The organism is Pimelobacter sp. 30-1 (genome assembly GCF_018831735.1).
In the GTDB taxonomy this organism is placed as follows: domain Bacteria; phylum Actinomycetota; class Actinomycetes; order Propionibacteriales; family Nocardioidaceae; genus Nocardioides.
This window is the reverse complement of sequence record NZ_NHTS01000003.1, coordinates 671,239-694,616: the sequence shown is the minus strand read 5'-3', so window position 1 is coordinate 694,616 and position 23,378 is coordinate 671,239. Positions and strand designations below refer to the sequence as shown.

20 protein-coding genes and 1 riboswitch are annotated in these 23,378 nt (G+C 73.8%); of the genes, 19 read left to right on the top strand and 1 reads right to left on the bottom strand.

Going from position 1 to position 23,378, the window contains the following annotated elements; all coding sequences use genetic code 11:
- Nucleotides 1-43 precede the first annotated feature (43 nt).
- The 15 genes from CCO04_RS08705 (at nt 44) to CCO04_RS08635 (ending at nt 17,965) form a co-directional block, all read left to right on the top strand.
- Nucleotides 44-1,717: an amidohydrolase gene (locus CCO04_RS08705; protein WP_215813686.1), complete on the top strand. Its 1,674-nt coding sequence runs from the start codon at nt 44-46 to the stop codon at nt 1,715-1,717.
- A complete protein-coding gene (locus tag CCO04_RS08700; protein WP_215813685.1) occupies nt 1,714-2,661 on the top strand; it encodes a PDR/VanB family oxidoreductase in 948 nt (315 codons plus the stop codon). Before CCO04_RS08705 ends, CCO04_RS08700 begins: the two co-directional genes overlap by 4 nt.
- Nucleotides 2,661-3,296 (top strand): MSMEG_1061 family FMN-dependent PPOX-type flavoprotein, encoded by a 636-nt coding sequence (locus CCO04_RS08695; protein ID WP_215813684.1) that lies wholly within the window; start codon nt 2,661-2,663, stop codon nt 3,294-3,296. Before CCO04_RS08700 ends, CCO04_RS08695 begins: the two co-directional genes overlap by 1 nt.
- Before the next feature lie 21 nt (nt 3,297-3,317).
- Nucleotides 3,318-4,967: a CocE/NonD family hydrolase gene (locus tag CCO04_RS08690; RefSeq protein ID WP_215813683.1), complete on the top strand. Its 1,650-nt coding sequence runs from the start codon at nt 3,318-3,320 to the stop codon at nt 4,965-4,967.
- Between the two features lie 39 nt (nt 4,968-5,006).
- Nucleotides 5,007-6,662, top strand: coding sequence for an ABC transporter substrate-binding protein (locus CCO04_RS08685; RefSeq protein WP_215813682.1), 1,656 nt, complete (start codon nt 5,007-5,009; stop codon nt 6,660-6,662).
- A complete protein-coding gene (locus CCO04_RS08680) occupies nt 6,659-7,588 on the top strand; it encodes an ABC transporter permease (RefSeq protein ID WP_215813681.1) in 930 nt (309 codons plus the stop codon). The genes CCO04_RS08685 and CCO04_RS08680 overlap by 4 nt, the downstream gene beginning before the upstream one ends.
- Nucleotides 7,585-8,460, top strand: coding sequence for an ABC transporter permease (locus CCO04_RS08675; RefSeq protein WP_215813680.1), 876 nt, complete (start codon nt 7,585-7,587; stop codon nt 8,458-8,460). Before CCO04_RS08680 ends, CCO04_RS08675 begins: the two co-directional genes overlap by 4 nt.
- Nucleotides 8,457-9,410: an ABC transporter ATP-binding protein gene (locus CCO04_RS08670; protein WP_215813679.1), complete on the top strand. Its 954-nt coding sequence runs from the start codon at nt 8,457-8,459 to the stop codon at nt 9,408-9,410. Before CCO04_RS08675 ends, CCO04_RS08670 begins: the two co-directional genes overlap by 4 nt.
- Nucleotides 9,404-10,237 (top strand): ABC transporter ATP-binding protein, encoded by an 834-nt coding sequence (locus CCO04_RS08665; RefSeq protein WP_215813678.1) that lies wholly within the window; start codon nt 9,404-9,406, stop codon nt 10,235-10,237. Before CCO04_RS08670 ends, CCO04_RS08665 begins: the two co-directional genes overlap by 7 nt.
- A complete protein-coding gene (locus CCO04_RS08660) occupies nt 10,222-11,460 on the top strand; it encodes a saccharopine dehydrogenase family protein (protein WP_215813677.1) in 1,239 nt (412 codons plus the stop codon). The genes CCO04_RS08665 and CCO04_RS08660 overlap by 16 nt, the downstream gene beginning before the upstream one ends.
- Entirely contained in the window at nt 11,457-13,004 is a 1,548-nt protein-coding gene (locus CCO04_RS08655; protein ID WP_215813676.1) for a class I adenylate-forming enzyme family protein, read from the top strand. Before CCO04_RS08660 ends, CCO04_RS08655 begins: the two co-directional genes overlap by 4 nt.
- Nucleotides 13,005-13,048: 44 nt before the next feature.
- A riboswitch (TPP riboswitch) is annotated at nt 13,049-13,154 on the top strand.
- Nucleotides 13,146-14,210: a thiamine ABC transporter substrate-binding protein gene (locus CCO04_RS08650; protein WP_308281159.1), complete on the top strand. Its 1,065-nt coding sequence runs from the start codon at nt 13,146-13,148 to the stop codon at nt 14,208-14,210. It overlaps the preceding riboswitch by 9 nt.
- The gene (locus CCO04_RS08645) at nt 14,207-15,865 is read left to right on the top strand and encodes an iron ABC transporter permease (protein ID WP_215813675.1); all 1,659 of its coding nucleotides are present in this window, start codon (nt 14,207-14,209) and stop codon (nt 15,863-15,865) included. The genes CCO04_RS08650 and CCO04_RS08645 overlap by 4 nt, the downstream gene beginning before the upstream one ends.
- On the top strand, nt 15,865-16,869 hold the full coding sequence (locus CCO04_RS08640; RefSeq protein WP_215813674.1) for an ABC transporter ATP-binding protein: 1,005 nt from the start codon (nt 15,865-15,867) through the stop codon (nt 16,867-16,869). Before CCO04_RS08645 ends, CCO04_RS08640 begins: the two co-directional genes overlap by 1 nt.
- Nucleotides 16,870-16,879: 10 nt before the next feature.
- Nucleotides 16,880-17,965 carry a phosphatase PAP2 family protein gene (locus CCO04_RS08635; RefSeq protein ID WP_308281158.1) on the top strand — a complete coding sequence of 362 codons (1,086 nt, stop codon included), beginning with the start codon at nt 16,880-16,882 and terminating at the stop codon, nt 17,963-17,965.
- Between the two features lie 148 nt (nt 17,966-18,113).
- Here the strand turns inward: CCO04_RS08635 and CCO04_RS08630 are convergent, their stop codons facing one another.
- Nucleotides 18,114-18,650, bottom strand: coding sequence for a hypothetical protein (locus tag CCO04_RS08630; RefSeq protein WP_215813673.1), 537 nt, complete (start codon nt 18,648-18,650; stop codon nt 18,114-18,116).
- 211 nt (nt 18,651-18,861) lie between these two features.
- Between CCO04_RS08630 and CCO04_RS08625 the strand changes: the two genes are divergently transcribed.
- The 4 genes from CCO04_RS08625 to CCO04_RS08610 are packed head-to-tail and all read left to right on the top strand — an operon-like array spanning nt 18,862 to nt 23,367.
- Nucleotides 18,862-20,136 (top strand): C40 family peptidase, encoded by a 1,275-nt coding sequence (locus CCO04_RS08625; RefSeq protein ID WP_215813672.1) that lies wholly within the window; start codon nt 18,862-18,864, stop codon nt 20,134-20,136.
- A gap of 20 nt (nt 20,137-20,156) precedes the next feature.
- On the top strand, nt 20,157-22,130 hold the full coding sequence (locus CCO04_RS08620) for an acyl-CoA dehydrogenase (protein WP_215813671.1): 1,974 nt from the start codon (nt 20,157-20,159) through the stop codon (nt 22,128-22,130).
- On the top strand, nt 22,127-22,810 hold the full coding sequence (locus CCO04_RS08615; RefSeq protein WP_215813670.1) for a class I SAM-dependent methyltransferase: 684 nt from the start codon (nt 22,127-22,129) through the stop codon (nt 22,808-22,810). The genes CCO04_RS08620 and CCO04_RS08615 overlap by 4 nt, the downstream gene beginning before the upstream one ends.
- A complete protein-coding gene (locus CCO04_RS08610; protein WP_215813669.1) occupies nt 22,807-23,367 on the top strand; it encodes a TetR/AcrR family transcriptional regulator in 561 nt (186 codons plus the stop codon). Before CCO04_RS08615 ends, CCO04_RS08610 begins: the two co-directional genes overlap by 4 nt.
- Nucleotides 23,368-23,378: the final 11 nt, after the last annotated feature.

Below are 23,378 nucleotides of genomic sequence, written 5' to 3'. Positions count from 1 at the left end.
GCTGTACTCCTCTCCACAGCCGTCACCCGAGGAGGACCTCCCGATGCCCCAGCTCCACGCCGACACCGTCTTCGTCGGTGGTCCGGTCTTCACCGCCGACGCAGCGCGCACCTTCAGCGACGGGGTCGCGGTGGCCGGCGGCCGGGTGCTGGCGCTGGGGGAGCAGGCGGCGCGGGAGCTCACCGGCGCGCGGACCGAGGTCGTCGACCTGCGGGGACGGCTCCTGACCCCGGGGTTCGTGGACGCCCACGCGCACCCGGTCTTCGCCGGACTCGAGCTGCAGCAGTGCGACCTCACCGGCGCCGCGGACGGCGCCGCGTGCCTCGACCTCATCGCCGGGTACGCCGCCGCGCACCCCGAGCAGGAGTGGATCGTCGGCGGTGGCTGGTCGATGGACCACTTCGCCGACGGCACGCCGACCCGGCAGCAGCTCGACCGGATCTGCGCCGGCCGCCCGGTCTTCCTCATCAACCGCGACCGGCACGGTGCCTGGGTCAACACCGAGGCGCTGCGCCGCGCCGGGGTCACCGCCACCACGCCGGACCCCCCGCGCGGCCGGATCGAGCGCGAGCCCGACGGCACGCCGTCCGGCTCGCTGCACGAGGCGGCGGCCGACCTGGTCGCCCGGCACACCCCGGCGCCGACCGCGGCCGACCACGACCGGGCCCTCGAGCTCGGCCAGCGCCGGATGCTCGAGCTCGGCGTGACCTCCTGGCAGGACGCCCTGGTCGGCGCCTACCTGCACTACCCGGACACCTACGACATCTACCGCCGGGCGGAGGCGGCCGGCACGCTGGTCGCCCGCGTCGTCGGGGCGCAGTGGTGGGACCCGACCCGGGGCGTCGACCAGGTCGAGGAGCTCGTCGCGCGGCGGGCCGGCACCGGGGCCGGGCGGTTCCTGGCCACCAGCGTGAAGTTCATGCAGGACGGCGTGTGCGAGAACTTCACCGCCGCCATGCTCGCGCCCTACCTCGGTCCCGACGGCGGCTCCTCGCCCGGCAGCGGGCTGAGCTACCTGGACCCGCGCGACCTCGCGGCCGGGGTCAGCGCGGTGGACCACCAGGGCTTCCAGGCCCACTTCCACACCATCGGCGACCGAGCCGTCCGGGAGGCGCTGGACGCCGTCGAGCGGGCTCGCGCGACCCGTCCGGCCGCGCTGCCCGGAGGACACCGGGGGGACAACCGGCACCACCTGGCCCACATCCAGGTGATCCACCCCGACGACATCCCGCGCTTCCGCGCCCTCCGGGCCGCCGCCAACATGCAGCCCCTGTGGGCGCACATCGACCCGCAGATGTCCGACCTCACCGCTCCCTTCCTCGGCCCCGAGCGGACCGAGCGGCAGTACCCCTTCCAGCAGCTGCGCGCGTCCGGAGCGACGCTGGTCGCGGGGAGCGACTGGCCGGTCTCGTCGGCCGACCCGATGCTCGGCATCCACGTCGCCGTCAACCGGATGGCGCCCGGCGGCGCCGAGGGCGCGCCGCTCACCCCGCACCAGCGGCTCACCCTCGTCGACGCCCTCGCGGCCTACACGGCTGGCTCCAGCTGGATCAACCACCTGGAGCACACGATCGGCAGCATCGCACCGGGCCGGGACGCCGACCTCGTGGTCCTCGACCGCGATCCCTTCCAGGGCGGCCACGACGAGATCTCCCGGGCCACCGTGGACGAGACCTTCGTGGCCGGCCGCCGGGTGCACGCGCGGGAGTACGCATGAGCGCGCCGGACGAGCTCGAGGTCGTGGTAGCCGAGCTGAGCTGGGAGGCCGAGGGCGTCGTCGCCGTCGCGCTGGCGCCGCTGCCGGACGGACCGCCGCTGCCCGCGTGGACGCCGGGCGCCCACGTGACGATCCGGTTGCTCCCGGGCCTCGAGCGCCAGTACTCGCTGTGCGGCGACCCGGGCGACGCCCGCTACCGGATCGCGGTCCGGCACTGTCCTCGGGGCCGCGGCGGGTCGGACTACGTGCACCGCTTCCTCCGGCCCGGCCAGCGGGTCCGGATCTCCGCACCGCGCAACCACTTCGCGCTCCAGCCGGCCGCGTCGTACGCCTTCGTCGCCGGCGGGATCGGGATCACGCCGATCCTGCCGATGGTGCGGCGAGCCGAGGCCGACGGCATCCCGTGGACCCTCGCGTACGTCGGCCGCGAGCGCGCCACGATGGCGTTCGCCGACCGGTTGGTCGCGGACCGGAGCACGATCTGGGCGTCCGGCACCGACGGACGCTTCGACCTGCCCGGCCACCTCGACGCCCACCGGCTCCGGCACGGACCGACCCACGTCTACGGCTGCGGCCCGACGCCGATGATGGACGCGCTGGAGGAGCTCTGCGCCGACCGGCCCGACCTCGCCTTCCACGGCGAGCGCTTCCGGGCGCCCGGCGCGGACGGGCCGCCCGGGCAGCCCTTCGACGTGCGCTGCGTCCGCAGCGGCCTGGACCTCCACGTCGACGCCGACCGCTCACTCCTCGACGTGCTCGCCGATGCCGGCCTCCCGGTGGCGGGCTCCTGCCGCGAGGGCCTCTGCGGCACCTGCGAGGTCGTGGTGCGCGCCGGCGAGCCGGACCACCGCGACCACGTCGGCCTGGCCGACCAGGACGCACCGCGGGTGATGGCGGCCTGCGTCTCGCGAGCCCGGTCCCCGCGCCTGGAGCTGGAGCTGTGATGACCACACCCGTCCGTGCCCGCCCGCGTCGCGTCGACCTCGCCCGCGTGCGCGAGCTGATCGGCCGTCCCGACCCCGCCATCGAGGCCAAGGTGCTCGACCACCTCGATCCCTACTGCCAGCTCTTCATCGCGCACTCGCCGTACTGCGTGCTGGCCACGGTCGGGGCCGACGGCCTCGCCGACTGCTCGCCGCGCGGCGACGACCCGGGCTTCGTGCGGGTCCTGGACGAGCGCACCCTGGTGCTGCCGGACCGCCCCGGCAACCAGCTCGCCCAGTCCTTCACCAACATCTGCCACGACCCCGCGATCGGGATGCTGTTCCTCGTCCCCGGGTACGCCGAGACGCTGCGGGTCAACGGCCGCGCCTACCCGAGCGACGACCCCGACCTGCTGCCGATGCTCGAGGCCCGCGGCCGGGTCCCGTCGCTGGCCACCGTGGTCGAGGTCGAGCAGGCCTACCTGCACTGCGGCAAGGCGAACATCCGCGGCGGGATCTGGGAGAGCGGCCGCCAGGAGCTGGCCCCGCTCCTCCCCAGCGGCGGCGTCATCGCCGCCGCCCACATCGGGATGGAGGGGATCACCGCCGCCCTCCTCGAGGACGACCTCGCCGACGACTACCAGCGCAACCTCTGACCAGAAACCGGAGCACCCCGCATGTCCCTGCCCTTCGCCCGGATCGAGCCGGCCCCCCTGAGCGAGGTCGCCGAGCAGCACCTCGTGCGCACGCGCGACGGCGTCCGCCTGGCCACCGACGTCTACCTGCCCGAGCGGCCCGGCCGGCACCCGGCCGTGATCTGCCGGCTGCCCTACGACAAGAACAGCGCCTGGATGGCGATCGAGCAGCTCGCGCCGTACTACCTCGACCGCGGCTACGTGCTCGTCGTGCAGGACGTGCGGGGCAAGTTCCGCTCCGAGGGCGAGACCTACCCGTTCCGGCACGAGGTCGCCGACACCTACGACACGATCGCCTGGGTCGTCGCCCAGACCTGGTCGGACGGCACCGTGGGGATGGTCGGGGACTCCTACCACGGCTACACCCAGTGGGCCGGCGTCGCCGGCGGGCACCCCGCGCTGCGGGCGATCGCCCCGCGGGTGACCGGCACGGCCATCGGCTCGTGGGGCGGCGGTGCGCCCCAGCAGCGGGCGACCAGCCTCTACCAGGCCAACTACTTCGCGCACCACTGGGTGGACAACGCGGCGTACGACTACGAGGTCGACTGGTCCGTGCGGCCGCTGCGCGACCTGTTCGAGTCGGCGTTCTCGGCGATCGGCGCCCGCTCCCAGATCCTGGACCGGGTGCTCTCGGGCAGCCCGGCGACCCCCGAGCTGGCCGCGCGCCCGCCGTTCGCGGCCCGGCCCGTCCCGGTGCTGCACCGGGTCGGCTGGTTCGACAACCTGCTCGACCTGTCGATGCAGGACTACCGCGAGCAGCTGGCCCAGCCCGCCTGGCGCGAGCACGCCTACCTCGACGCCGACGCGTGCGACCACTACTCCTTCCACCTCGACGACGCACCCGTCCCGGCCGAGCGCAACCACGGCCTGGACCTGGCGGTCCTGCACGCCATGCTGCCGCGCTACCTGGGCCGCACCCTCGACTTCTTCGACGTGCACGTCCGCGGCCGGGACGGCGGCGTGGACCGCGCCACGTGGTGGCAGGGACACCTCGGCATCCGCACCGCCGACGCCTGGCCCCCGGCCGCGTCGTCGACGCTGCGGCTCTACCCGGCCGACGGTGCCGCGGCGACCGCCTCGGCCGACGGCGGCGCTCTCGAGGCCGCCCCGGGGGCGGCCGAGCAGGCGGAGTGGGTGCACGACCCGGCCGACCCGGTGCCGTCGACCGTCGTCGACTCCTTCACCTTCCTCATCGAGTACCCGGACGAGAGCGTCGTCCACGACCGCCCCGACGTGCTCACCTTCACGGGTGCCCCGCTGAGCGAGCCGCTCGACGTCGCCGGGCCGGTGCACGCGGTGGTGGACCTGGAGGTCGCGGGTCCCAGCACCGACGTCTTCGTCAAGCTGCACGACGTCGCCCCGGACGGCACCACCCGGCTGGTCCTGCGCGGCCAGCGCCGCGTCGAGGGGACCGACGGAGGCGTCGTCGACCTGGGCGAGACCGGCTACCGGTTCCGCCCCGGGCACCGGCTGCGGCTCCAGGTCAGCGCCAGCGACTTCCCGCTCTACGCGCCGCACCCCGGCACCGCGGACAGCGTCTGGGACGCCGTCTCCACCCAGCCCACCCGTCACCGCCTGCGACTCGGCGCCGGCCACACCCACCTCCAGCTCACCGTCGCCGCGGCGCTGTGAGCCGTCCGCACCCACCCAGATCCACCGAGAGGGACCGTCATGCCCACGTCACGCCGTACCGAGCTCCGCCCGGCCCTGGCACTCGTCGCCGTCCTCGCCCTCGGGCTCACCGCCTGCAGCGGCACCAGCAGCTCTGAGCCCGACGCCACCTTCGACACCGACACGACCACCACGCCCGCTGCGTCGGGCCCGGTCGACTCCTTCACCTGGTACGGCGACTACCGGAGCCCCGCCACGCTCGACCCGATCAAGGTGGCCGACTACCCCGAGCTCACCGTGATCCCCAACCTCTGCGAGAGCCTGCTCGACACCGGCCCGGGCTACGAGCCGAAGCCGGGGCTGGCCTCGGCCTGGGAGCAGGTCGACCCGCGCACGGTCCGGTTCACGCTGCGCGACGACGTGACCTTCTCGGACGGGACGCCGATGACCCGCGAGGACGTCCTGTTCAGCCTCCGGCGCAACCTCGACCCGGCGCTCGCGTCGTCCTACTCGATCCTCTACCAGGGTGTCGCCGCCATCGAGCCGCACGGCACCGACCAGGTCGAGGTGACCTTCGACGAGCCGAACGCCGTCTTCCTCAAGGGCATGAACACCCTCGGCGGCGCGGTCATCAGCAAGAAGTTCGCCGAGGCCCACCCCGACGACCTGGGCACCCCGGGGACGGGTGTGCTCTGCACCGGCCCCTACGTGCTGGACTCGTGGGACGGCGTCGGTCCGCTGACCCTGAAGCGCAGTCCCGAGTACTGGAACGACGAGCGCGAGCCGCTCGCGAAGCAGGTGCGCTTCGAGTTCCCCGCCGAGGCCAAGGCCCTGGCCAACGCGATCCGCACCGGTGCGGTCGACGGCGGCTTCAACGTGCCCGCCGAGGTGATCCCGAGCCTGCGCCAGACCGGGACCGGTGAGCTGTGGCTCGGCGCCGAGGGCAGCACGCCCCAGAACCTCGACATCATCGTCAGCGACCTGAAGAAGGGGCCGCTGGCCGACCCCGCCGTACGCCGCGCGCTGTCCGGCGCCGTCGACCGCGATGCGCTGGTGCGGACCGCGTTCGCGGGCGCCGCGGACCCGCTCTACACGGTCGCCGGCCCCGGGCTCTGGGGCTATGCGAAGGACCGCTACCGCGCGGCGTACGACGAGATCGAGCGCGCGAGCAAGGACGCTTCCGGCGGCGGCCGCGAGGCCGTCGACGAGGCCGGGCAGAGCGGCGAGCACCTCACCCTCGCCTATCCCGGAGGGATCGAGATGTACCGGACGACCGCGACGGTCGTGCAGCAGGCCGCCAAGGACCTCGGCCTGGACATGAAGATCGTCGCCCTGCCCCTGGCCCAGTACTACTCGCTCTTCTCCGACGCGTCGGTGCGCGCCGACTACGACGCCTTCCTGACGATGAACTACACGCAGGTGCAGGAGCCGGCGTTCATGTACGGCTTCATCGGCAACAAGGACGGCAGCCAGAACTACGGCGGCTACGACAACCCCGAGGTGGACCGGCTGCTGCGCGCCGCCTTCGGCGAGCCGGACGACGACAAGCGGGCCGACCTGGTCATCGAGGCGCAGGCGATCCTGGCCGAGGAGCTGCCCTGGATCCCGCTGGTGGCGCCCCGCGCCGCCGTCTACCTCGACGAGGCCATCACCGGCGTCCCGTTGACCTTCGCCTACATGGGCACCGCCTGGGCCGCCTCGGTGGGCGCACCGTGACCTTGCGCGAGCTCCTCCGCACCGCGGGCGCGATGGGGGTCAGCATCCTCGTCGCCAGCTTCGTGGTCTTCGCGAGCCTGTACGCCGCCCCCGGCGACGCGGAGTCGGTGCTCTTCGGGTCGACCACGCCCACCGACGAGGTGCGTGCGGCGGTCCGCGAGCAGTACCGCCTCGACGACCCCTTCCTGGTCCGCTACCTCCACTGGCTGGGCTCGGTCGCCCACGGCGACTTCGGTACGTCGTTCGTGGGCGGCCAGTCCGTCGCGACCCGGCTCGGTGCGACGGCCCCCACCACGCTCGCACTGGTGGGCCTGGCAGCGCTGCTGCTCGTCCTGATCGGCATCGCCGTCGGCGTGCCGATGGGCCTGCGCCCCGGCCGGCTCGACACCGCGCTCACCACCGTGGTCGCCGTCGTCGCGGGCATCCCCGCCTTCGTCTCGGCGACCCTGCTCATCGCGGTCTTCGCGGTCGGGCTGGGCTGGTTCCCCGCCTACGGCGCCGACGGGCTGCGCGGTCTGGTGCTCCCGGCGCTCTCGCTCGCCCTGGTCTCGTCGGCGATGCTCGCCCGGGTCACCCGCGCCAGCGTGCGCGCCGAGAGCGGCCGGGAGTACGTCACCACGGCGCGCGCTCGTGGGCTGCGGCCGCGCGTCGTCGTCGCGCGCCACATCCTCCCGAACGCCGCCGGTCCGGTGATCACGGCGGGCGGACTGCTGGTCGCGGCGCTCTTCGCCGGCGCGATCGTGGTCGAGAACGCCTTCGGCATCGCCGGGCTGGGCTCGCTGCTGGTCAGCTCGGTCAACCGCCAGGACTTCCCGACCGTGCAGGCGATCAGCCTGATCCTGGTCGTGGTCTTCGTGGTCACCAACACGGTCGTCGACCTGGTCGCCCGCGGTCTCGACCCGCGGCAGCGGAGGAGGGCCGCATGAGCGTGACGCTCCCGCTCGTGACCGGCCGGTCACGACCGCGCCGCGCGCGCGGCACGCTCGGGCCGGTGGGCACGGCCGCCCTGGTCGTGGTGGTGGCGATGGTGCTGCTGGCCGCCCTCGCGCCCTGGCTGGCGCCGTACCCCGTCGACCAGCAGGACCTCCAGCACCCCTACGCGGGCCCGAGCCCGGAGCACTGGCTGGGCACCGACGCCACCGGGCGCGACATCCTGTCCCGGCTGCTGTGGGGTGCCCGGACCAGCCTCGGCGGTCCGGCCCTGGTGGTCGCGCTGAGCCTCGCCGTGGGCCTGCCGATCGGGCTGAGCGCCGCCTGGCGGGGCGGTCTCCTCGACGCCGTCCTGGCCCGGGTGCTCGACGTCATCTTCGCCGTCCCGGGCATCCTGGTCGCGGTCCTGGCCGTGGCCGTCTTCGAGCCCGGGCTCGCCCCGGCCGTGATCGCCCTGGCCGTCGCCTACCTGCCCTACGTCGCCCGCACCGCGCGCGCCGCCGCGCGGGCCCAGCGCCACCTGCCGTACGTCGAGGCACTCGAGCTGCAGGGCATGGGCGGACTGCGGATCTGCGCGCGCCACGTCCTGCCCAACATCCTCGGCGTCGTCCTCGCCCAGGTTCCGGTCGCGTTCGCGCTCGCCCTCGTGGACCTCGCCTCGCTGTCCTTCCTGGGCCTCGCCGTCCAGGCGCCCGCCGCCGACTGGGGCGTCCTCGTCAGCGACAACGCGGCGCTCCTGCAGGGCCACCCCGAGCAGGCCGTGTACGCCGGCCTCGCGATCGTGACGACCGTGGTCGCGCTGACCTTCCTCGGCGACCGCCTGACCGAAGGCCGGCCGGCAGCCCGGCTCCGACGGGAGAAGCGATGACGAACCCCCTGCTCGAGATCGACGACGTCCAGGTCGACCTGCCCTCCCGCGGGACCGTGCTGCGCGACATCACGCTCGCCATGGCACCCGGCGAGGCGCTGGGACTGGTCGGGGAGTCCGGTGCCGGCAAGTCCATGCTGGCGCGCGCCGTGGCCGGCCTGCTGCCGGTCGGCGCCGCCCGCTCCGGGACCATCCGGTTCGACGGCACGCCGCTCGCGCGCCACCGGGGCGGCCGGGACCCCGCCCGCCTCCGGCTCGGGATGGTCTTCCAGGACGCCCGCGCCCACCTCGACCCGCGCCAGCGGATCGGCGACTTCCTGCTGGAGACCACGGCCCGCCGGGCACGTCCCGGACGGCTGCCCGAGGTGCTCGCCCTGCTCGACCGGGTCGGCCTCGCCGAGCCCCGCCGCCTGCTCGGCCGCTATCCCGACCAGCTCTCGGGCGGGATGCTCCAGCGGATCATGATCGCCTCGGTGGTCCTCGCCGACCCGGCGCTGGTCCTGGCCGACGAGCCGACGACCGCGCTCGACGTCACCACGCAGGCCGAGGTGGTGGCGATCCTCGACGAGCTGCGGCGCGAGCGGGGCACGGGCCTGCTGTTCATCAGCCACGACCTGGACCTGGCGGCCCAGCTCTGCGACCGGATCGCCGTGCTGTACGCCGGCACGGTCCAGGAGGTCGCCGGGGCCCGCGAGCTCGCGGCCGATCCGCGCCATCCCTACACCCGGGCCCTGTTCGCGGCCCGGCCGGACATCGCGCGCCGGCTGCCGCGGCTGCCGGCGATCGCCGGGCACCCGGTCGCGGCGTACGAGGCGGGGGCGGGCTGCGCCTTCGCGCCCCGGTGCGACCGCGCCGTCGACGCCTGCCGTACGGCGGTACCGCCCCTCGCCGGCACCGAGCACGCTGAGCACGCCGTCCGCTGCCTGCGTGCGGAGGTGGCGTCGTGCTGACCGTGACCGCCCTCCGCAAGGTGTTCCCCGGTGCCCGGGACAGCTCGACCGTCGCCGTGGCCGGCCTCGACCTCCACCTCGACCGTGGCGAGTGCCTGGCGATCGTCGGCGAGTCCGGGTCGGGCAAGTCGACGACCGCCCGGATGATCGCCGGGCTGCTGGAGCCGACGGCCGGGCAGGTGGTCCTCGACGGCCACGACGTCAGCCGTCCGGCCCGGCGCCGGCGGGAGCGGCTGCGCCGCGCCCGGCTGCTCCAGATGGTCTTCCAGGACCCCTACGCCTCGCTCGACCCGCGGCAGTCGCCCGGCGACGCGCTGGCCGAGGTGCTCGCCCTGCACGGCGTCCGCGACCGCACCGAGCGAGCGGCCCGGGTGCGCGAGCTGGGCGCCGCGGTCGGGTTGAGCAGCCGTCAGCTCGAGAGCCGGCCGGCCGAGCTCTCCGGCGGCCAGCGGCAACGGGTCGCCCTCGCCCGGGCACTGGCGCCGCGCCCGCCGGTGATCATCCTCGACGAGGCCGTCTCCGCGCTGGACGTGTCGATCCAGGCCCAGGTGGTCAACCTGCTCGCCGACGTGCGCGCCGCCACCGGCACGGCCTACCTCTTCATCACCCACGACCTCGCCGTCGTACGCCAGGTCGCCGATCGGGTGCTGGTGATGAAGTTCGGCGAGGTCGTCGAGCAGGGGCCCGTGACGCAGGTCCTGGACCGGCCCTCCGCGCCCTACACCCAGCGACTGAGGGCGGCTGTGCCGCCCCGCTCCGACGGCGCCCACCCGGGCGCCGTCCCTCACCAGGTTGAAAGGAACACCTCTCCATGCGAGTCCTCCTGATCGGCGCCGGCGGTGTCGGTGACGCCTTCGTGCGCATCGCCACGACCCGCGACTTCTTCGAGGCCCTCGTGGTCGCCGACCACGACGAGACCCGCGCGCAGGCCACCGTGGCGAACGCCCGGTCCAAGGCGGCACCCGACGCCCGGCTCCACGCGATCAAGCTCGACGCCGCCGACCGGTCCGCCGTCGTCGCCGCGATCCGGGAGCACCGTGTCACCCACGTGCTCAACGCCGTCGACCCCCGCTTCGTCGAGTCGATCTTCGACGCCGCCTTCGAGGCGGGTGCCGACTACCTGGACATGGCGATGAGCCTGTCCGCGCCGCATCCCGAGCACCCCTACGAGCAGTGCGGCGTGATGCTCGGCGACCACCAGTTCGCCCGCGCGGCGCAGTGGGAGGACGCCGGACGGCTCGCGCTGGTCGGCATCGGCGTGGAGCCCGGCCTGTCCGACGTCTTCGCGCGCTACGCCGCCGACCACCTGTTCTCGGCGATCGACGAGCTGGGCACCCGGGACGGCTCGAACCTGCAGGTCGCCGGCCACGGCTTCGCCCCCTCCTTCTCGGTCTGGACGACGATCGAGGAGTGCCTCAACCCGCCACTGGTCTGGGAGCGCGAGCGCGGCTGGTTCACCACCGAGCCGTTCTCCGAGCCGGAGGTCTTCGACTTCCCCGGCGGCATCGGCCCGGTCGAGTGCGTCAACGTCGAGCACGAGGAGGTCGTGCTGATGCCGCGGTGGGTCGACGCCGAGCGGGTCACCTTCAAGTACGGCCTGGGGGAGGAGTTCATCGAGGTGCTCCGCGTCCTGCACAAGCTCGGCCTCGACCGCACCGACAAGGTCCGGGTCGGCGACGTTGAGGTCTCGCCGCGCGACGTGGTCGCCGCCTGCCTGCCGGACCCGGCCGGGCTCGGCTCCGCGATGAGCGGCGCCACCTGCGCGGGCCTCTGGGTCACGGGCACCGGTCGCGACGGCAACCCGCGGGAGGTCTACCTCCACCACGTCGTCGACAACGCGTGGAGCATGGACCGGTACGGCACGCAGTGCGTGGTGTGGCAGACCGCGGTGAACCCGGTCGTGGCGCTCGAGCTGCTGGCGACCGGCGCCTGGAAGGGAGCCGGCGTGCTGGGCCCCGAGGCCTTCGACCCGCTGCCCTTCCTCGAGCTGCTGGCCGCACCCGACGGCTACGACTCCCCGTGGGGCCTCGAGGAGCGGACGCCGCGATGAGTGCCGCACCGCCCCTGCTCCCCGGCGACCTGCTCGTCACGGCCGCGCGGACCCGTCCCACGGCGGTGGCGCTCGTCGACGGGGAGCGGTCGCTCACCTATGCCGACCTGGCCGAGCGTTCGGGCCGGGTGGCCGGCTGGTTCCAGGCGCACGGCGTACGCCGCGGCGACCGGGTGACCATCCACGCGCCCAACAGCGCCGCATGGGTGGAGGCCTACCACGGCGCCCTGCGCAGCGGCGCCGTCGTCAACCCGGTCAACGCCCTGCTCACCACCAGCGAGCTGGCCTACGTGCTGGACGACTGCGGTGCCCGGATCCTGTGCACCACGGCCGCGATGCTCGCCGCCCTCGACCGTGCGGTGCTGAGCCGGCTCGACGCCGTCGTCGTCCTGGACGGGCTCCCGCCGGGCGATCGCGCCGACGGGGTCGAGGTCGTCGCGCTCGAGGACGTGGTCGCCGCCGGCCGTACACCGTCCCCGGTCGAGCTCCGGCCCGAGGACCCCGCCGTGATCGGCTACACCTCCGGCACCACCGGGCACCCCAAGGGCGCCGTGCAGTCCCAGCGCGCGGTCCTGCTCAACTGGCAGCTGAGCGCCGAGGCGCACGCCAAGACCAGCGCGGACGTCGTGGTCACGGCGCTGCCGGCCCCGCACGTCTACGGCAGCGTGGTCCTCAACGGCACGCTGGGCGCCGGCGGGACCGTCGTGCTGATGAGCCGGTTCGACGCCCGCGGCGCCGTGCGCCTCGTGGCCGAGCACCGCGCGACGGTGTTCGAGGGCGTCCCGGCGATGTACGCGATGATGCTGGCCGAGCCCGCCCTGGACCCGGCCGACCTCGCCAGCCTCACCCGCTGCACGGTCGGCGGTCAGACGATGGCCGTGTCCACGATGACCGCCTGGGAGACGGCCAGCGGCGCACCGCTCATCGAGCTGTGGGGGATGACGGAGCTCTCCGGGCTCGGCACCACGCACCCGGTCGGCACCGAGCGCGTCCCCGGCTCCATCGGCCGCCCGCTGCCGGGGATGGAGGCGCGGGTCGCCGACCTGGAGCATCCGGAGGAGGACGCCGGTCTCGACCAACCCGGTGAGCTCTGGATGCGCGGTCCGCTGGTGATGACCGAGTACTTCGGCCGGCCCGAGGACACCGCCGAGGCGCTCGCCGGCGGCTGGCTGCGCACGGGCGACCTGGTCCGCCGCGACGCGCAGGGCAACCTGTGGGTGGTGGACCGCTGTCGCGACCTGATCCTGTCCGGCGGCTACAACATCTACCCGGCCGAGATCGAGCGGGTGCTGTCCGGGCACCCGGCGGTCGCGCTGGTCGCCGTGGGTCCGGTGCCGGACGAGGTCAAGGGCGAGGCCCCCCGGGCCTATGTCGTCCTCCGCGAGGGACACCAGGTCACCGGCGACGAGCTGGTCGCGTGCGCCCGGGCCGAGCTGGCGGCGTACAAGGTGCCGCGGTCGGTGGTCTTCGTCCCGGCCCTGCCGCAGACGTCGAGCGGGAAGATCATGAGGCGCGCGCTCCGGGAGCTGCCGGTCGCCGACTGAGCGGGGGGCGCGGAGAGCGGATCGTCCCGCTCTCGTAGACTGGCGCGGTCAGACAGGGGAGCACCACGGGGTGCTGAGAGTGCGGACCGCCGCAGACCCTCCGAACCTGATCCGGTTAGCACCGGCGAAGGGAGTCATCCAGTGCGTACGCGCCTGCTCACCGGCCTCACGGCCCTCACCACCACGGTCGTCCTCGTCAGCGGTTGCTCGATGCTCGGCGCCGAGGACGACGGCGCGCGCGCCGACGACAAGGTCGTCACGCTCGTCACCCACGAGTCGTTCGCATTGCCCGACGAGCTCGTGGCGAAGTTCGAGAAGGACACCGGCTACGACCTCAAGATCAGCAAGCTCGAGGACGCCGGTGCCCTGACCAACCAGCTCGTCCTCACCAAGGACGACCCGGTCGGCGACGTCGTCTTCGGCATCGACAACACGTTCGCGACGCGGGCGGTCGACGAGGGCGTCTTCGCGCCCTACCGCGCGACGCTGCCCGAGGGCGCGAAGCAGTACGCGCTGGCCGGGGACGACGCCGGGGCGCTGACGCCGGTCGACACCGGCAGCGTCTGCGTCAACGTGGACGACGCGTGGTTCGCCGCCCAGGGCGTCCCGAAGCCGACGAGCCTCGACGACCTCACCAAGCCCGCCTACAAGGACCTGTTCGTCATCCCGGGGGCGAGCACGAGCTCACCGGGGCTGGCGTTCCTGCTCGCCACCATCGACCAGTACGGCGACGGGTGGCCGGCGTACTGGACCGCGCTGATGGACAACGGCGCCAAGGTCGTCAAGGGCTGGTCGGACGCCTACTTCACCGACTTCACGTTCTCCGGCGGCGACCGGCCGATCGTGGTGTCCTACGACTCCTCGCCGGCCTTCACGCTCAACAAGGCGGGCACCAAGACGTCGACCAGCGCCCTGCTCGACGGCTGCTTCCGCCAGGTCGAGTACGCCGGCGTGCTGCGCAACGACAAGGGCACGACCAACGTCTCCGGCGCCCACGCGGTGATCGACTGGCTGGTCTCGCCCGAGGTCCAGGCGGCGCTGCCCGACTCGATGTACGTCTTCCCGGTCGCGAGCGAGACCCCGCTCCCCGCGGCCTGGTCGCAGTTCGCGACCCCGGCCGAGGACCCCGCGCAGGTCGACCCCGCGCAGATCACGGCGGAGCGCAAGAGCTGGCTCGAGAAGTGGACCGAGATCGTGTCGCGATGACCGCGTCCGGCGGCTCCGGCCGGATCGCGGGGCGAGCGGCGTACGTCGCGCTCGCCGCGGTCCCGGTCGCGGTCGTCGCGGTCTTCTTCGTGCTGCCGGTCGGCGCGATGCTCCAGCGCGGGGTGTGGCCCGACGGGCACTTCGACCCGGGTGCGGTGCTCGACGTGCTGGCGCGCCCACGCACCGGGCGGGTGCTGTGGTTCACGGTGTGGACCAGCACGGTCGCGACGGTGGCGGCGGTGCTGCTGGGCCTGCCGGCGGCGTACGTCCTGCACCGGCTGCGGTTCCCGGGCCGCGGCCTGGTCCGCACGGCGCTGCTGGTGCCCTTCGTGCTGCCCACGGTCGTGGTGGGGCTGGCGGTCCGCCAGCTCATCACGTCGTCGGGACCCCTGGGCTTCCTCGGTCTCGACGGGACGCCGGTGGCGATCCTCATCGGCCTGGTGTTCTTCAACGTCGCCGTGGTCATCCGCACGGTCGGCGTCGCCTGGGAGGGCCTCGACCGGCGTCCGGCCGAGGCCGCGGCGGCGCTCGGCGCGACGCCCGCCCAGGTCTTCCGGACGGTGACCTTCCCCGCGCTGCGCCCGGCGATCGTGTCCGCGGCGAGCGTGGTGTTCCTGTTCTGCGCGACGGCGTTCGGCGTCGTCCTCGTGCTCGGCGGCGTGCGCTACTCGTCGGTGGAGACCGAGATCTACCTGCTCACCGCCGACCTGCTCGACCTGCCGGCGGCCGCGGCGCTCTCGCTCGTGCAGATGCTCGCCGTGGTGGCGCTGCTGGTCGTCGTGGGCCGGCTGCGCGCCGTACCGGACCCGACGGTGCGACGCGTCCTCGCGCCGGCCGCGCGACCGCAGCGGCGCGACCTGCCGGCGATCGGGGCGACCGCGCTGACGCTGGGGTTCGTGGCGCTGCCGATCCTCGCCCTCGTCCTGGGCTCGGTACGGCGCGAGGGTGGCTGGAGCCTCGACTTCTACCGCGCGCTCGGCGGCTCCGGCGAGGGTTTCCTCCAGGTGTCGGTCGTCGACGCGCTGCTGGCCTCGCTGCGGATCGCGGTCGACGCCACCTGGATGTCGCTCACGCTCGGGCTGATCGTCGCGTTCGTCGTCACCCGTCGTACCCGCAGCCGGGCCGGTCGCCGCGCCCGCACCGTGCTCGACGGCTTCTTCATGCTGCCCCTCGGCGTCTCCGCGGTGACGCTGGGCTTCGGCTTCCTCATCGCCCTCGACCAGCCGCCGCTGGACCTGCGGGCCAGCCCGGTCCTCGTCCCCATCGCCCAGGCCCTGGTGGCGCTCCCGCTCGTGGTCCGCACGCTCGTCCCGGTGCTCGCGGGCATCGACGACCGGCAGCGCCAGGCCGCCGCCTCGCTCGGCGCCGGTCCGCTCCGCGCCCTGCTGACCGTCGACCTCGCCGTGGTGTGGCGCCCGGTGCTCGCCGCGGCGGGCTTCGCGTTCGCCGTGTCGCTGGGGGAGTTCGGCGCGACGTCGTTCATCGTGCGGCCCGCGGAGCCGACGCTCCCGGTCGTGATCTACCGCCTGCTCGGGCACCCGGGCGCGCTCAACTACGGCACCGCGATGGCGGCCTCGGTGGTGCTCGCCGCCGTGACCGCCGGTGTCATCCTCGTCGTCGAACGGCTGCGCGTGCCGGGAACAGGAGCCTGGTGATGCTGGATCTCAAGGGCATCGAGGTCGCCTTCGACGGGACCGTCGCGGTCGACGGCGTCGACCTCGACGTGGCCGACGGCGACGTGCTCGCCGTGCTCGGCCCCTCGGGCTGCGGCAAGTCCACCCTGCTGCGCGCCGTGGCTGGCCTGGAGCCGCTGCGCGCCGGCCGGATCGCCTGGGACGGCACCGACCTCGGGACGACGCCCACCCACCGCCGCGGCTTCGCGCTGATGTTCCAGGACGGCCAGCTCTTCGACCACCTCACCGTCGGCCGCAATGTCGGCTACGCGCTGCGCCTCCAGGGGGAGTCGCGCGCCGCCGTACGGACCGCCGTGGACGAGCTGCTCGCCCTCGTCGGCCTGGAGGGCTACGGCGCCCGGCTGCCCCGCACCCTCTCCGGCGGCGAGCGCCAGCGGGTCGCGCTGGCCCGCTCCCTGGCCGGCCGCCCCCGCCTGCTGCTGCTCGACGAGCCGCTCAGCGCCCTCGACGCCGGCCTGCGGGTCCGGCTCGCCGCCGACCTGCGCCGGATCCTCACCGAGGCCGGCACGACCGCCCTCCTGGTCACCCACGACCAGGCCGAGGCCTTCGCCGTCGCCGACCGGCTCGCCGTGATGCGCGCCGGCCGGATCGTCCAGGAGGGCGCGACCGCCGCGGTCTGGTCCGCGCCGGCGGACGCCGGGACGGCGCTCTTCCTGGGCTACTCGCGGGTGCTCGAGGGGGCTGCGGCGGCCGAGCTGCTGCGGCTCGCCGGACGGCCGGCGGCGCCCGCGGTCGCCGTACGGCCGACGGCGGTGCTGGCCGGCCCCGCGGCGGACGGCGTACCGGCCGAGGTGCGCTCGGTACGGCTCACGCCCGACGGGGCGCGGCTGGTGGTCGCGGTCGCCGGGATCGGCGAGCTCGACGCCGCCGGCGTCCAGGGGTGGGCCCCCGAACCCGGCCAGAAGGCGACACTCCGGCTCGACCCGGGCGGCCTCGCCGCGGTACCCGCTTCCCCGGTCTCCTAGACTCCGTCGGGTGTATCGCCGCGCCTACACCCTCCTCATCGGCACGGCCGCGCTCATGCTGGGCCTCGCGGTGTTCGCGGCGATCAGCCTCGACCGGCGGCTGCTCGACCCGGAGGGCAGCTTCCTCGGACCCTCGTACATCCGGCTTCCCCTGCTGCTCCTCGGCGCGCTCCTGCTCGACCTGCTGCCGCTGACCCTGTGGAAGGCACGCGCCCGGCCGAGCCGGGTGATCCCGATCGTCAAGCACCGGCTGCGCACCCACTGGACCAAGGAGCGCGCCACCCTCGTCGGCATCGGCGTGATCGCGTTCTACCTGACCTACGTCAGCTACCGGAACCTCAAGTCGTTCCTGCCGTTCGTCCGCTCCGACCCGAACGCCGCCCCCGGCGAGGTCAAGGCGCTGTCGTACGACCGCGAGCTGCACATCATGGACAAGGTCATCTTCTTCGGCCACGACCCCAGCGACGTGCTCCACGGCCTCCTCGGCAAGACCTTCACCGCCGAGATCCTCTCGCCGATCTACCTGATGTTCCTGCCGCTGGTGCCGCTCGCCGTCACCGCCTGGCTCGTCTGGTCGCGCAACATGTCCTTCGGCTACTGGTTCGTCACCTCCCAGTGCCTCGCCTGGTCCCTCGGCACGCTGTCGTACTACCTGCTCCCGACCCTCGGCCCCGGCATCGCCTACTCCTCGGAGTACTACGGCGTCGGCGGCCTCGCCCACACCGGCACGACCGACCTCATGAACTCGATCGTCAGAGCCAGAGGCAACGTCTTGTACGGCGGCGTCACCGAGTCGGTGAACTCCATCGCCGGCTTCGCCAGCCTGCACACCGCCATCACGCTGCTGTTCGCGCTGATGGTGCAGTACACGCTGCGCTCCAAGCTCCTCAAGATCGTCTTCTGGGTCAACTTCGGGCTGACCGTCGTGGCCACGCTCTACTTCGGCTGGCACTACGTCGCCGACGACCTGGCGGGCGTCGCGATCGCGGTGGTGTCGTTCTACATCGGTGGGATCGCCAGCGGGCAGAAGTTCGACCGACATCTGCACTCGCATCCGACCACGACGACCTCGAAGGTCCCGGTCGACGCGGACTGAAGGGTGTCAGGGTCGCTGGTTGAAGAAGGCTGGCTGGCGGCGCATAATGGGTCTTGTCTGGGGCGCTGAGCCTCAGAAAGTGAGCCCGAGACCCGGCCGGACGACCGTGGCGCTCGGGCTTCGCGCATTTCGGCGTCGCTCCGCAGGATCAGTCGATCCGGCGAACCTCGGCGACGACGGGACGGACCAGCGTCCGCCACTCGCCGCCGGCGGCCCAGCACCAGGCCACCACGTCCGGCAGGGCGAGCAGCGGCTCGTGGTGCCGGTGCACGTGGTCGTAGGTGAACCGGGCCGAGGGACCCTTCGGGCGGCACAGGTCGATCACCTGCTGGCGGTCCCAGCTCCGCAACGAGTCGTCCAGGTCGAAGACCACGTGGCGACCGTCCCGGTCCGCCACGTCGTCGACCAGGTGCGCCAGGCACCGTCGGCGCCGGTCGCGCTCCGTCCCGATCCGGCCGGCGTCGTAGAGGAGAACCTGGACGCCGTGATCCCGTAGCCCGGAGATCGTGAGCGCGATGGCGCGCTTGCGTGCTCGGCTCTCGGTCTTCATGTGGATGCTGCGCTGGGCGCCGTGCAGCAGGCCACGGACCGCTCGTCGGGCGGCCGGCGTCCCGCGGTCGGGCACGGCTGCGGCGGCGACCAGGTAGTTGCGCGCCTTCGTCTCGTCGACGTAGAAGTCGTTCATCGTCCTCCTCCGCTGTGACGTGGACGATTCACGTGCCCCCGAAACCCTCGAACGCCGTTTTCCACAGGGAGGGGCAGGCGTCTCGGCGCCCGCTCGACGAGGTGCGCCACAAAGTACAACGGTGTAGTTCGTCAAGGCGACACGCCGGTAACTCGTGAGATTTCTGAGATTTTTGTTTCCAATGTGACGAAAGAGCACTACGGTGACGCGAGTGCGTTCACCAAGCCTCGGGACCGGAGCCCTCGCCCTCGTGCTGACCGTGGGGATCTGTCTCCCGTCCGCGCAGGCCGATCCGGGCACCGACCCCACGCCGCCGGCGACGCCGTCGGTGGGGGAGGTCCAGGCCGCCGAGGGGCGGGCCACGGCCGCTCAGGGGGCGGTCGGGCGGATCCAGGAGCAGCTCGATGCCGCCAACGCCTCGCTCGACGCCGCGGCGATCCGGGCGGCGCGGGCGGCCGAGGCGTGGAACGGCGCCCGGTGGACCGCGCAGCAGGCCCGGATCGCGGCCCGGGAGGCGGCGACCGCGTCGGTCGAGGCGGACCGCGATCTCGTCGTCCAGGAGGGGCAGTACCGCGACGCGGTGATCATCGCGACCAACGCCGGGCTCGAGGTCAACGCGGTCGACGCGTTCATCTCCGCCGACGGCATGGAGTCGCTGCTGGAGCGCTCGGCGGCGACCGACTACGTCCAGGCCCGGTTCGATCAGCGCCGCGACGAGTACGTCGCCGCGGCCGACACCGCCGACAAGGCCGAGGCCGCCGCGGCGGACACCGCGGAGGACGCCGACCGTGCCCTGCGCGAGGCCAAGGAGGCGCGGGACACCGCCGATGCCGCGGCCGCGTCCGCTGCCGCGCAGAGCGCGCGGATCGAGGACCGCAAGGCCCGGCTGGTGCGCAAGCTCGCCCGGCTCCAGGGGATCAGCGTCCGGCTCGCCCGGACCCGCCAGGACGCTCTGGAGGCCGAGCGGGAGCAGGCCCGCGCCGCCGCGGCCGCCCAGCCGACGCCCGGCCCGGCTGCGGCCGACCCGAAGCCCGCCGACCCCAAGCCGGCGGACCCGAAGCCCGCCGACCCGAAGCCCGCCGATCCGAAGCCCGACCCGGACCCCGCCCCGCCCGCTCCGGGCAACGGCGCCCAGGCCGCTATCGCCTTCGCCCGCGCCCAGCTCGGCGAGCGCTACGTCTGGGGCGCGGCCGGCCCCAACAGCTGGGACTGCTCCGGCCTGACCTCGCAGGCGTGGGCCGCCGGCGGCAAGAGCCTGCCGCACTACTCCGTCGCGCAGTACCAGCAGTCCACGCCGATCAGCCCCGGCGACCTGCGCCCCGGCGACCTCGTCTTCTGGGGCGACAACGGCAGCCCGTCGTCGATCTTCCACGTCGCGCTGTACGCCGGCAACGGCAAGATCATCCACGCCCCGCGCACCGGACGCCCGGTGACCGAGGAGTCGATGTACTACTGGCGCACGCCCGACTTCTACGCCCGGCCTTGATCGTCCACTAGGTTCGGCGCATGGCCGAGGACTCCACCGCGACCGAGCCCCGGGCGCTGACCGTCGACGTCGCCGCCCTGACCGACCTGCTCGACGGCGCGTACGCCGACGTCCGGCGCTCCGTGCGCGACCTGCTGCCGGCGTACGCCTCCGTGCTGGAGGACGCCGAGACGATGCCGCGCGCGGAGTTCCGCGAGCGGGTCAAGGAGGTCGTGCTCGAGATCGCCGAGTCCGGCGCCGCGGCCCGCGGCTTCCCCCCTGAGTACGGCGGCGGGGGCGACATCGGCGCCTCGATCGCCGCCTTCGAGACCCTCGCGTACGGCGACCTGTCGGTCCTGGTCAAGGTCGGGGTCCAGTTCGGCCTCTTCGGCGGCGCGCTGCTCCAGCTCGGCACCCAGCGCCACCACGACGCCTACCTGGCCGACGTGGTCAGCGGGCGGCTGCTCGGCTGCTTCGCGATGACCGAGACCGGCCACGGCAGCAACGTCCAGGCGCTCGGCACGGTCGCGTCCTACGACCCCGCGACCGCCGAGTTCGTCGTCACCACGCCCACCGAGCAGGCGGGCAAGGACTACATCGGCAATGCCGCCGCCCATGCGCGGGTCGCGGTGGTCTTCGCCCAGCTCGAGGTGGCCGGCGAGCGGCACGGCGTCCACGCGCTCGTCATCCCGCTGCGCGACGAGGCGGGCGCGACGCTGCCCGGCGTCCGGATCGGGGACGACGGCGCCAAGATGGGCCTCAACGGCGTCGACAACGGCCGGATCTGGTTCGACGGTGTCCGGGTGCCGCGCGAGGCGCTGCTCAACCGCTTCGCCGACGTCACCGAGGCCGGCGAGTACGTCAGCGACATCGAGAGCCCGGGACGCCGGTTCTTCACGATGCTCGGCACCCTCGTGCAGGGCCGCGTCTCGGTCGGCGCCGCGGGCGTGAGCGCGGCCAAGGTCGCGCTGACCATCGCGGTCCGCTACGCCCTCCAGCGCCGCCAGTTCGAGACCGGCACCGGCGACGAGGGCGAGGAGCAGCTGCTCCTCGACTACGGCCTGCACCAGCGCCGCCTGCTGCCCCGGGTCGCGCGCACGTACGCCCTCCACTTCGCCCAGCAGGTGCTGGCCTCGCGCCTGCACGACGTCTTCTCCGGGATCACCCCCGACGAGGAGTCCCGTCGGCTGCTCGAGTCGCGTGCCGCCGGCACCAAGGCGCTGTCGACCTGGCTGGCCACCGATGTCGTCCAGGAGTGCCGCGAGGCGTGCGGGGGAGCGGGCTACCTCGCGGTCAACCGGTTCGCCGCACTCAAGGCCGACACCGACGTCTTCACGACGTTCGAGGGCGACAACCACGTGCTGCTCCAGCTCGTCGGCAAGGGCCTGCTCACCGACTACGCCAGTGACTTCTCGGACCTCGACCAGCTCGGCATGGTCAAGTTCGTCGCCGGTCTCGCGGTCGACACGGTGCTCGAGCGGACCCGGGTCCACAAGCTGTTCGAGCAGATCCGCGACGTCCTGCCGGGCGGCAGCGACGACTGGCACACCGACAGCGGGCTGCGCGACCCGAGCTACCACCTGGCGATGTTCCGGTTCCGCGAGGAGCACCGGATCGGCGGGGCCGCACGCCGGCTCAAGCGCGGTGTCGACGCCGGGATGAACCCCGGCGAGGTCTTCTCCCGGGTCCAGGACCACGTCATCTCCGCGGCCCGCGCGCACGTCGAGCGGCTCGTCCTGGAGGCCTTCGTCGAGCAGGTCGAAGCACTCGAGGACGGCGACCTCAAGCTGACCCTCAACGCGCTGTGTGACCTCTACGCGCTCGGCGAGATCGAGCGGGACGCCGCGTGGTTCATCGAGCACGGCCGGCTCAGCGACCAGCGGTCCAAGGCGATCACCCGCGAGGTCGGCGACCTGTGCCGGCGGATCCGGCCGGTCGCCCGCGAGCTCGTCGACGGGTTCGCCGTACCGGTCGCGCTGCTGCGGGCACCGGCACTCATCGGAGGAGAGTCATGATCCGTTCCGCGCTGACCCGCGTCCCCGGCATCGGCGGGTGGTCCGACGACCCCCTGTGGGCGACGTTCTACGACTGGACCGTCGAGCACCCGCGGGCCGGCGGTGCGCTGTGGAAGGTCGGCATCAACAGCGACCTGCGCCGGCTCTACCGCGCGGCCGACGAGATCGGCCGGCAGCCCGCGGGCGCCCGGATCCTCGACATCCCCTGCGGCGGCGGGGTGGCGCTGCGCGGGCTGCGTCCCGGCCAGGGCGTCGAGTACGTCGCCGCGGACATCGCGCAGACCATGCTCGACCGCACGCTGCGGGTCGCCGAGGAGCGGCGCGTCGCCGACCAGGTGGTGCCGCGGGTGGCCGACGTCGGGGACCTGCCGTTCGAGGACGCGTCGTTCGACCTCGTCGTGTCCTTCACCGGGCTGCACTGCTTCCCCGACCCCGGTCGCGCGGTCGTCGAGATGGCGCGGGTGCTGCGTCCGGGCGGCGTGCTCACCGGCAGCGCCCTGCTCAACGACACCGGGCTTCGCTTCGAGCCGCTGCGCCAGGTCGGCCGGGTCGCCGGCCTGCTCGGCCCCGGCTGCTCGGCCAGTGACCTGGAGGTGTGGTTCGCCGACGAGGGCATCGCCGACGTCGTCATCGAGCGCAGCGGCGCCATCGCCTACTTCCGCGGGGTCAAGCGGACGTGAGCGCCGCCGCGGAGCGTCGTACGGCCGTCTTCGCGGCGCTGCGCTCGCTCCTGCTGGAGCACCCCTGGGGGGACGTGACGCTCGAGGCGGTCGCCCGCGACGCCGGGGTGAGCCGGCAGACGCTCTACAACGCGTTCGGCTCGCGCTACGGGCTGGCCCAGGCCTACACCGTCCACCTCGCCGACGCGCTGTGCGACGTGATCGCCCAGACCCTCGCCGAGCACCCCGGGGCGCCGCGCGCGGGCCTGGAGCACGGTCTGCGGCTCTACCTCGAGACCGCCGCCGGTGACCCGCTCATCCAGCGGGTCCGGGCGGGCGACGCCCACCACGACCTGGTCCGGATCGTCACCGTGGACGCCGGCCCGCTGCTGGTCCGGGTGGCCGAGCGGCTCGAGGCCGCCGCGCTGGCGGCCTGGCCCGGGCTCGACCCGGCCGGCGTACGGGCGCTGAGCCGGACGCTGGCCCGGCTCGCCCTGAGCTACGTCACGATGCCGCCCGAGTACGACGACAGCCCCGCGGCGATCGCCGCAGGGCTGTCGGTGCTGCTGGCGCCCTGACGGGCGCGGGC

Bases quoted from the DNA above. Each gene is read 5' to 3' on its own strand.
- CCO04_RS08705 (WP_215813686.1), top strand. From the start codon at position 44: ATGCCCCAGCTCCACGCCGACACCGTCTTCGTCGGTGGTCCGGTCTTC.
- CCO04_RS08700 (WP_215813685.1), top strand. From the start codon at position 1,714: ATGAGCGCGCCGGACGAGCTCGAGGTCGTGGTAGCCGAGCTGAGCTGG.
- CCO04_RS08695 (WP_215813684.1), top strand. From the start codon at position 2,661: ATGACCACACCCGTCCGTGCCCGCCCGCGTCGCGTCGACCTCGCCCGC.
- CCO04_RS08690 (WP_215813683.1), top strand. From the start codon at position 3,318: ATGTCCCTGCCCTTCGCCCGGATCGAGCCGGCCCCCCTGAGCGAGGTC.
- CCO04_RS08685 (WP_215813682.1), top strand. From the start codon at position 5,007: ATGCCCACGTCACGCCGTACCGAGCTCCGCCCGGCCCTGGCACTCGTC.
- CCO04_RS08675 (WP_215813680.1), top strand. From the start codon at position 7,585: ATGAGCGTGACGCTCCCGCTCGTGACCGGCCGGTCACGACCGCGCCGC.
- CCO04_RS08670 (WP_215813679.1), top strand. From the start codon at position 8,457: ATGACGAACCCCCTGCTCGAGATCGACGACGTCCAGGTCGACCTGCCC.
- CCO04_RS08660 (WP_215813677.1), top strand. From the start codon at position 10,222: ATGCGAGTCCTCCTGATCGGCGCCGGCGGTGTCGGTGACGCCTTCGTG.
- CCO04_RS08655 (WP_215813676.1), top strand. From the start codon at position 11,457: ATGAGTGCCGCACCGCCCCTGCTCCCCGGCGACCTGCTCGTCACGGCC.
- CCO04_RS08645 (WP_215813675.1), top strand. From the start codon at position 14,207: ATGACCGCGTCCGGCGGCTCCGGCCGGATCGCGGGGCGAGCGGCGTAC.
- CCO04_RS08640 (WP_215813674.1), top strand. From the start codon at position 15,865: ATGCTGGATCTCAAGGGCATCGAGGTCGCCTTCGACGGGACCGTCGCG.
- CCO04_RS08630 (WP_215813673.1), bottom strand. From the start codon at position 18,650: ATGAACGACTTCTACGTCGACGAGACGAAGGCGCGCAACTACCTGGTC.
- CCO04_RS08620 (WP_215813671.1), top strand. From the start codon at position 20,157: ATGGCCGAGGACTCCACCGCGACCGAGCCCCGGGCGCTGACCGTCGAC.
- CCO04_RS08615 (WP_215813670.1), top strand. From the start codon at position 22,127: ATGATCCGTTCCGCGCTGACCCGCGTCCCCGGCATCGGCGGGTGGTCC.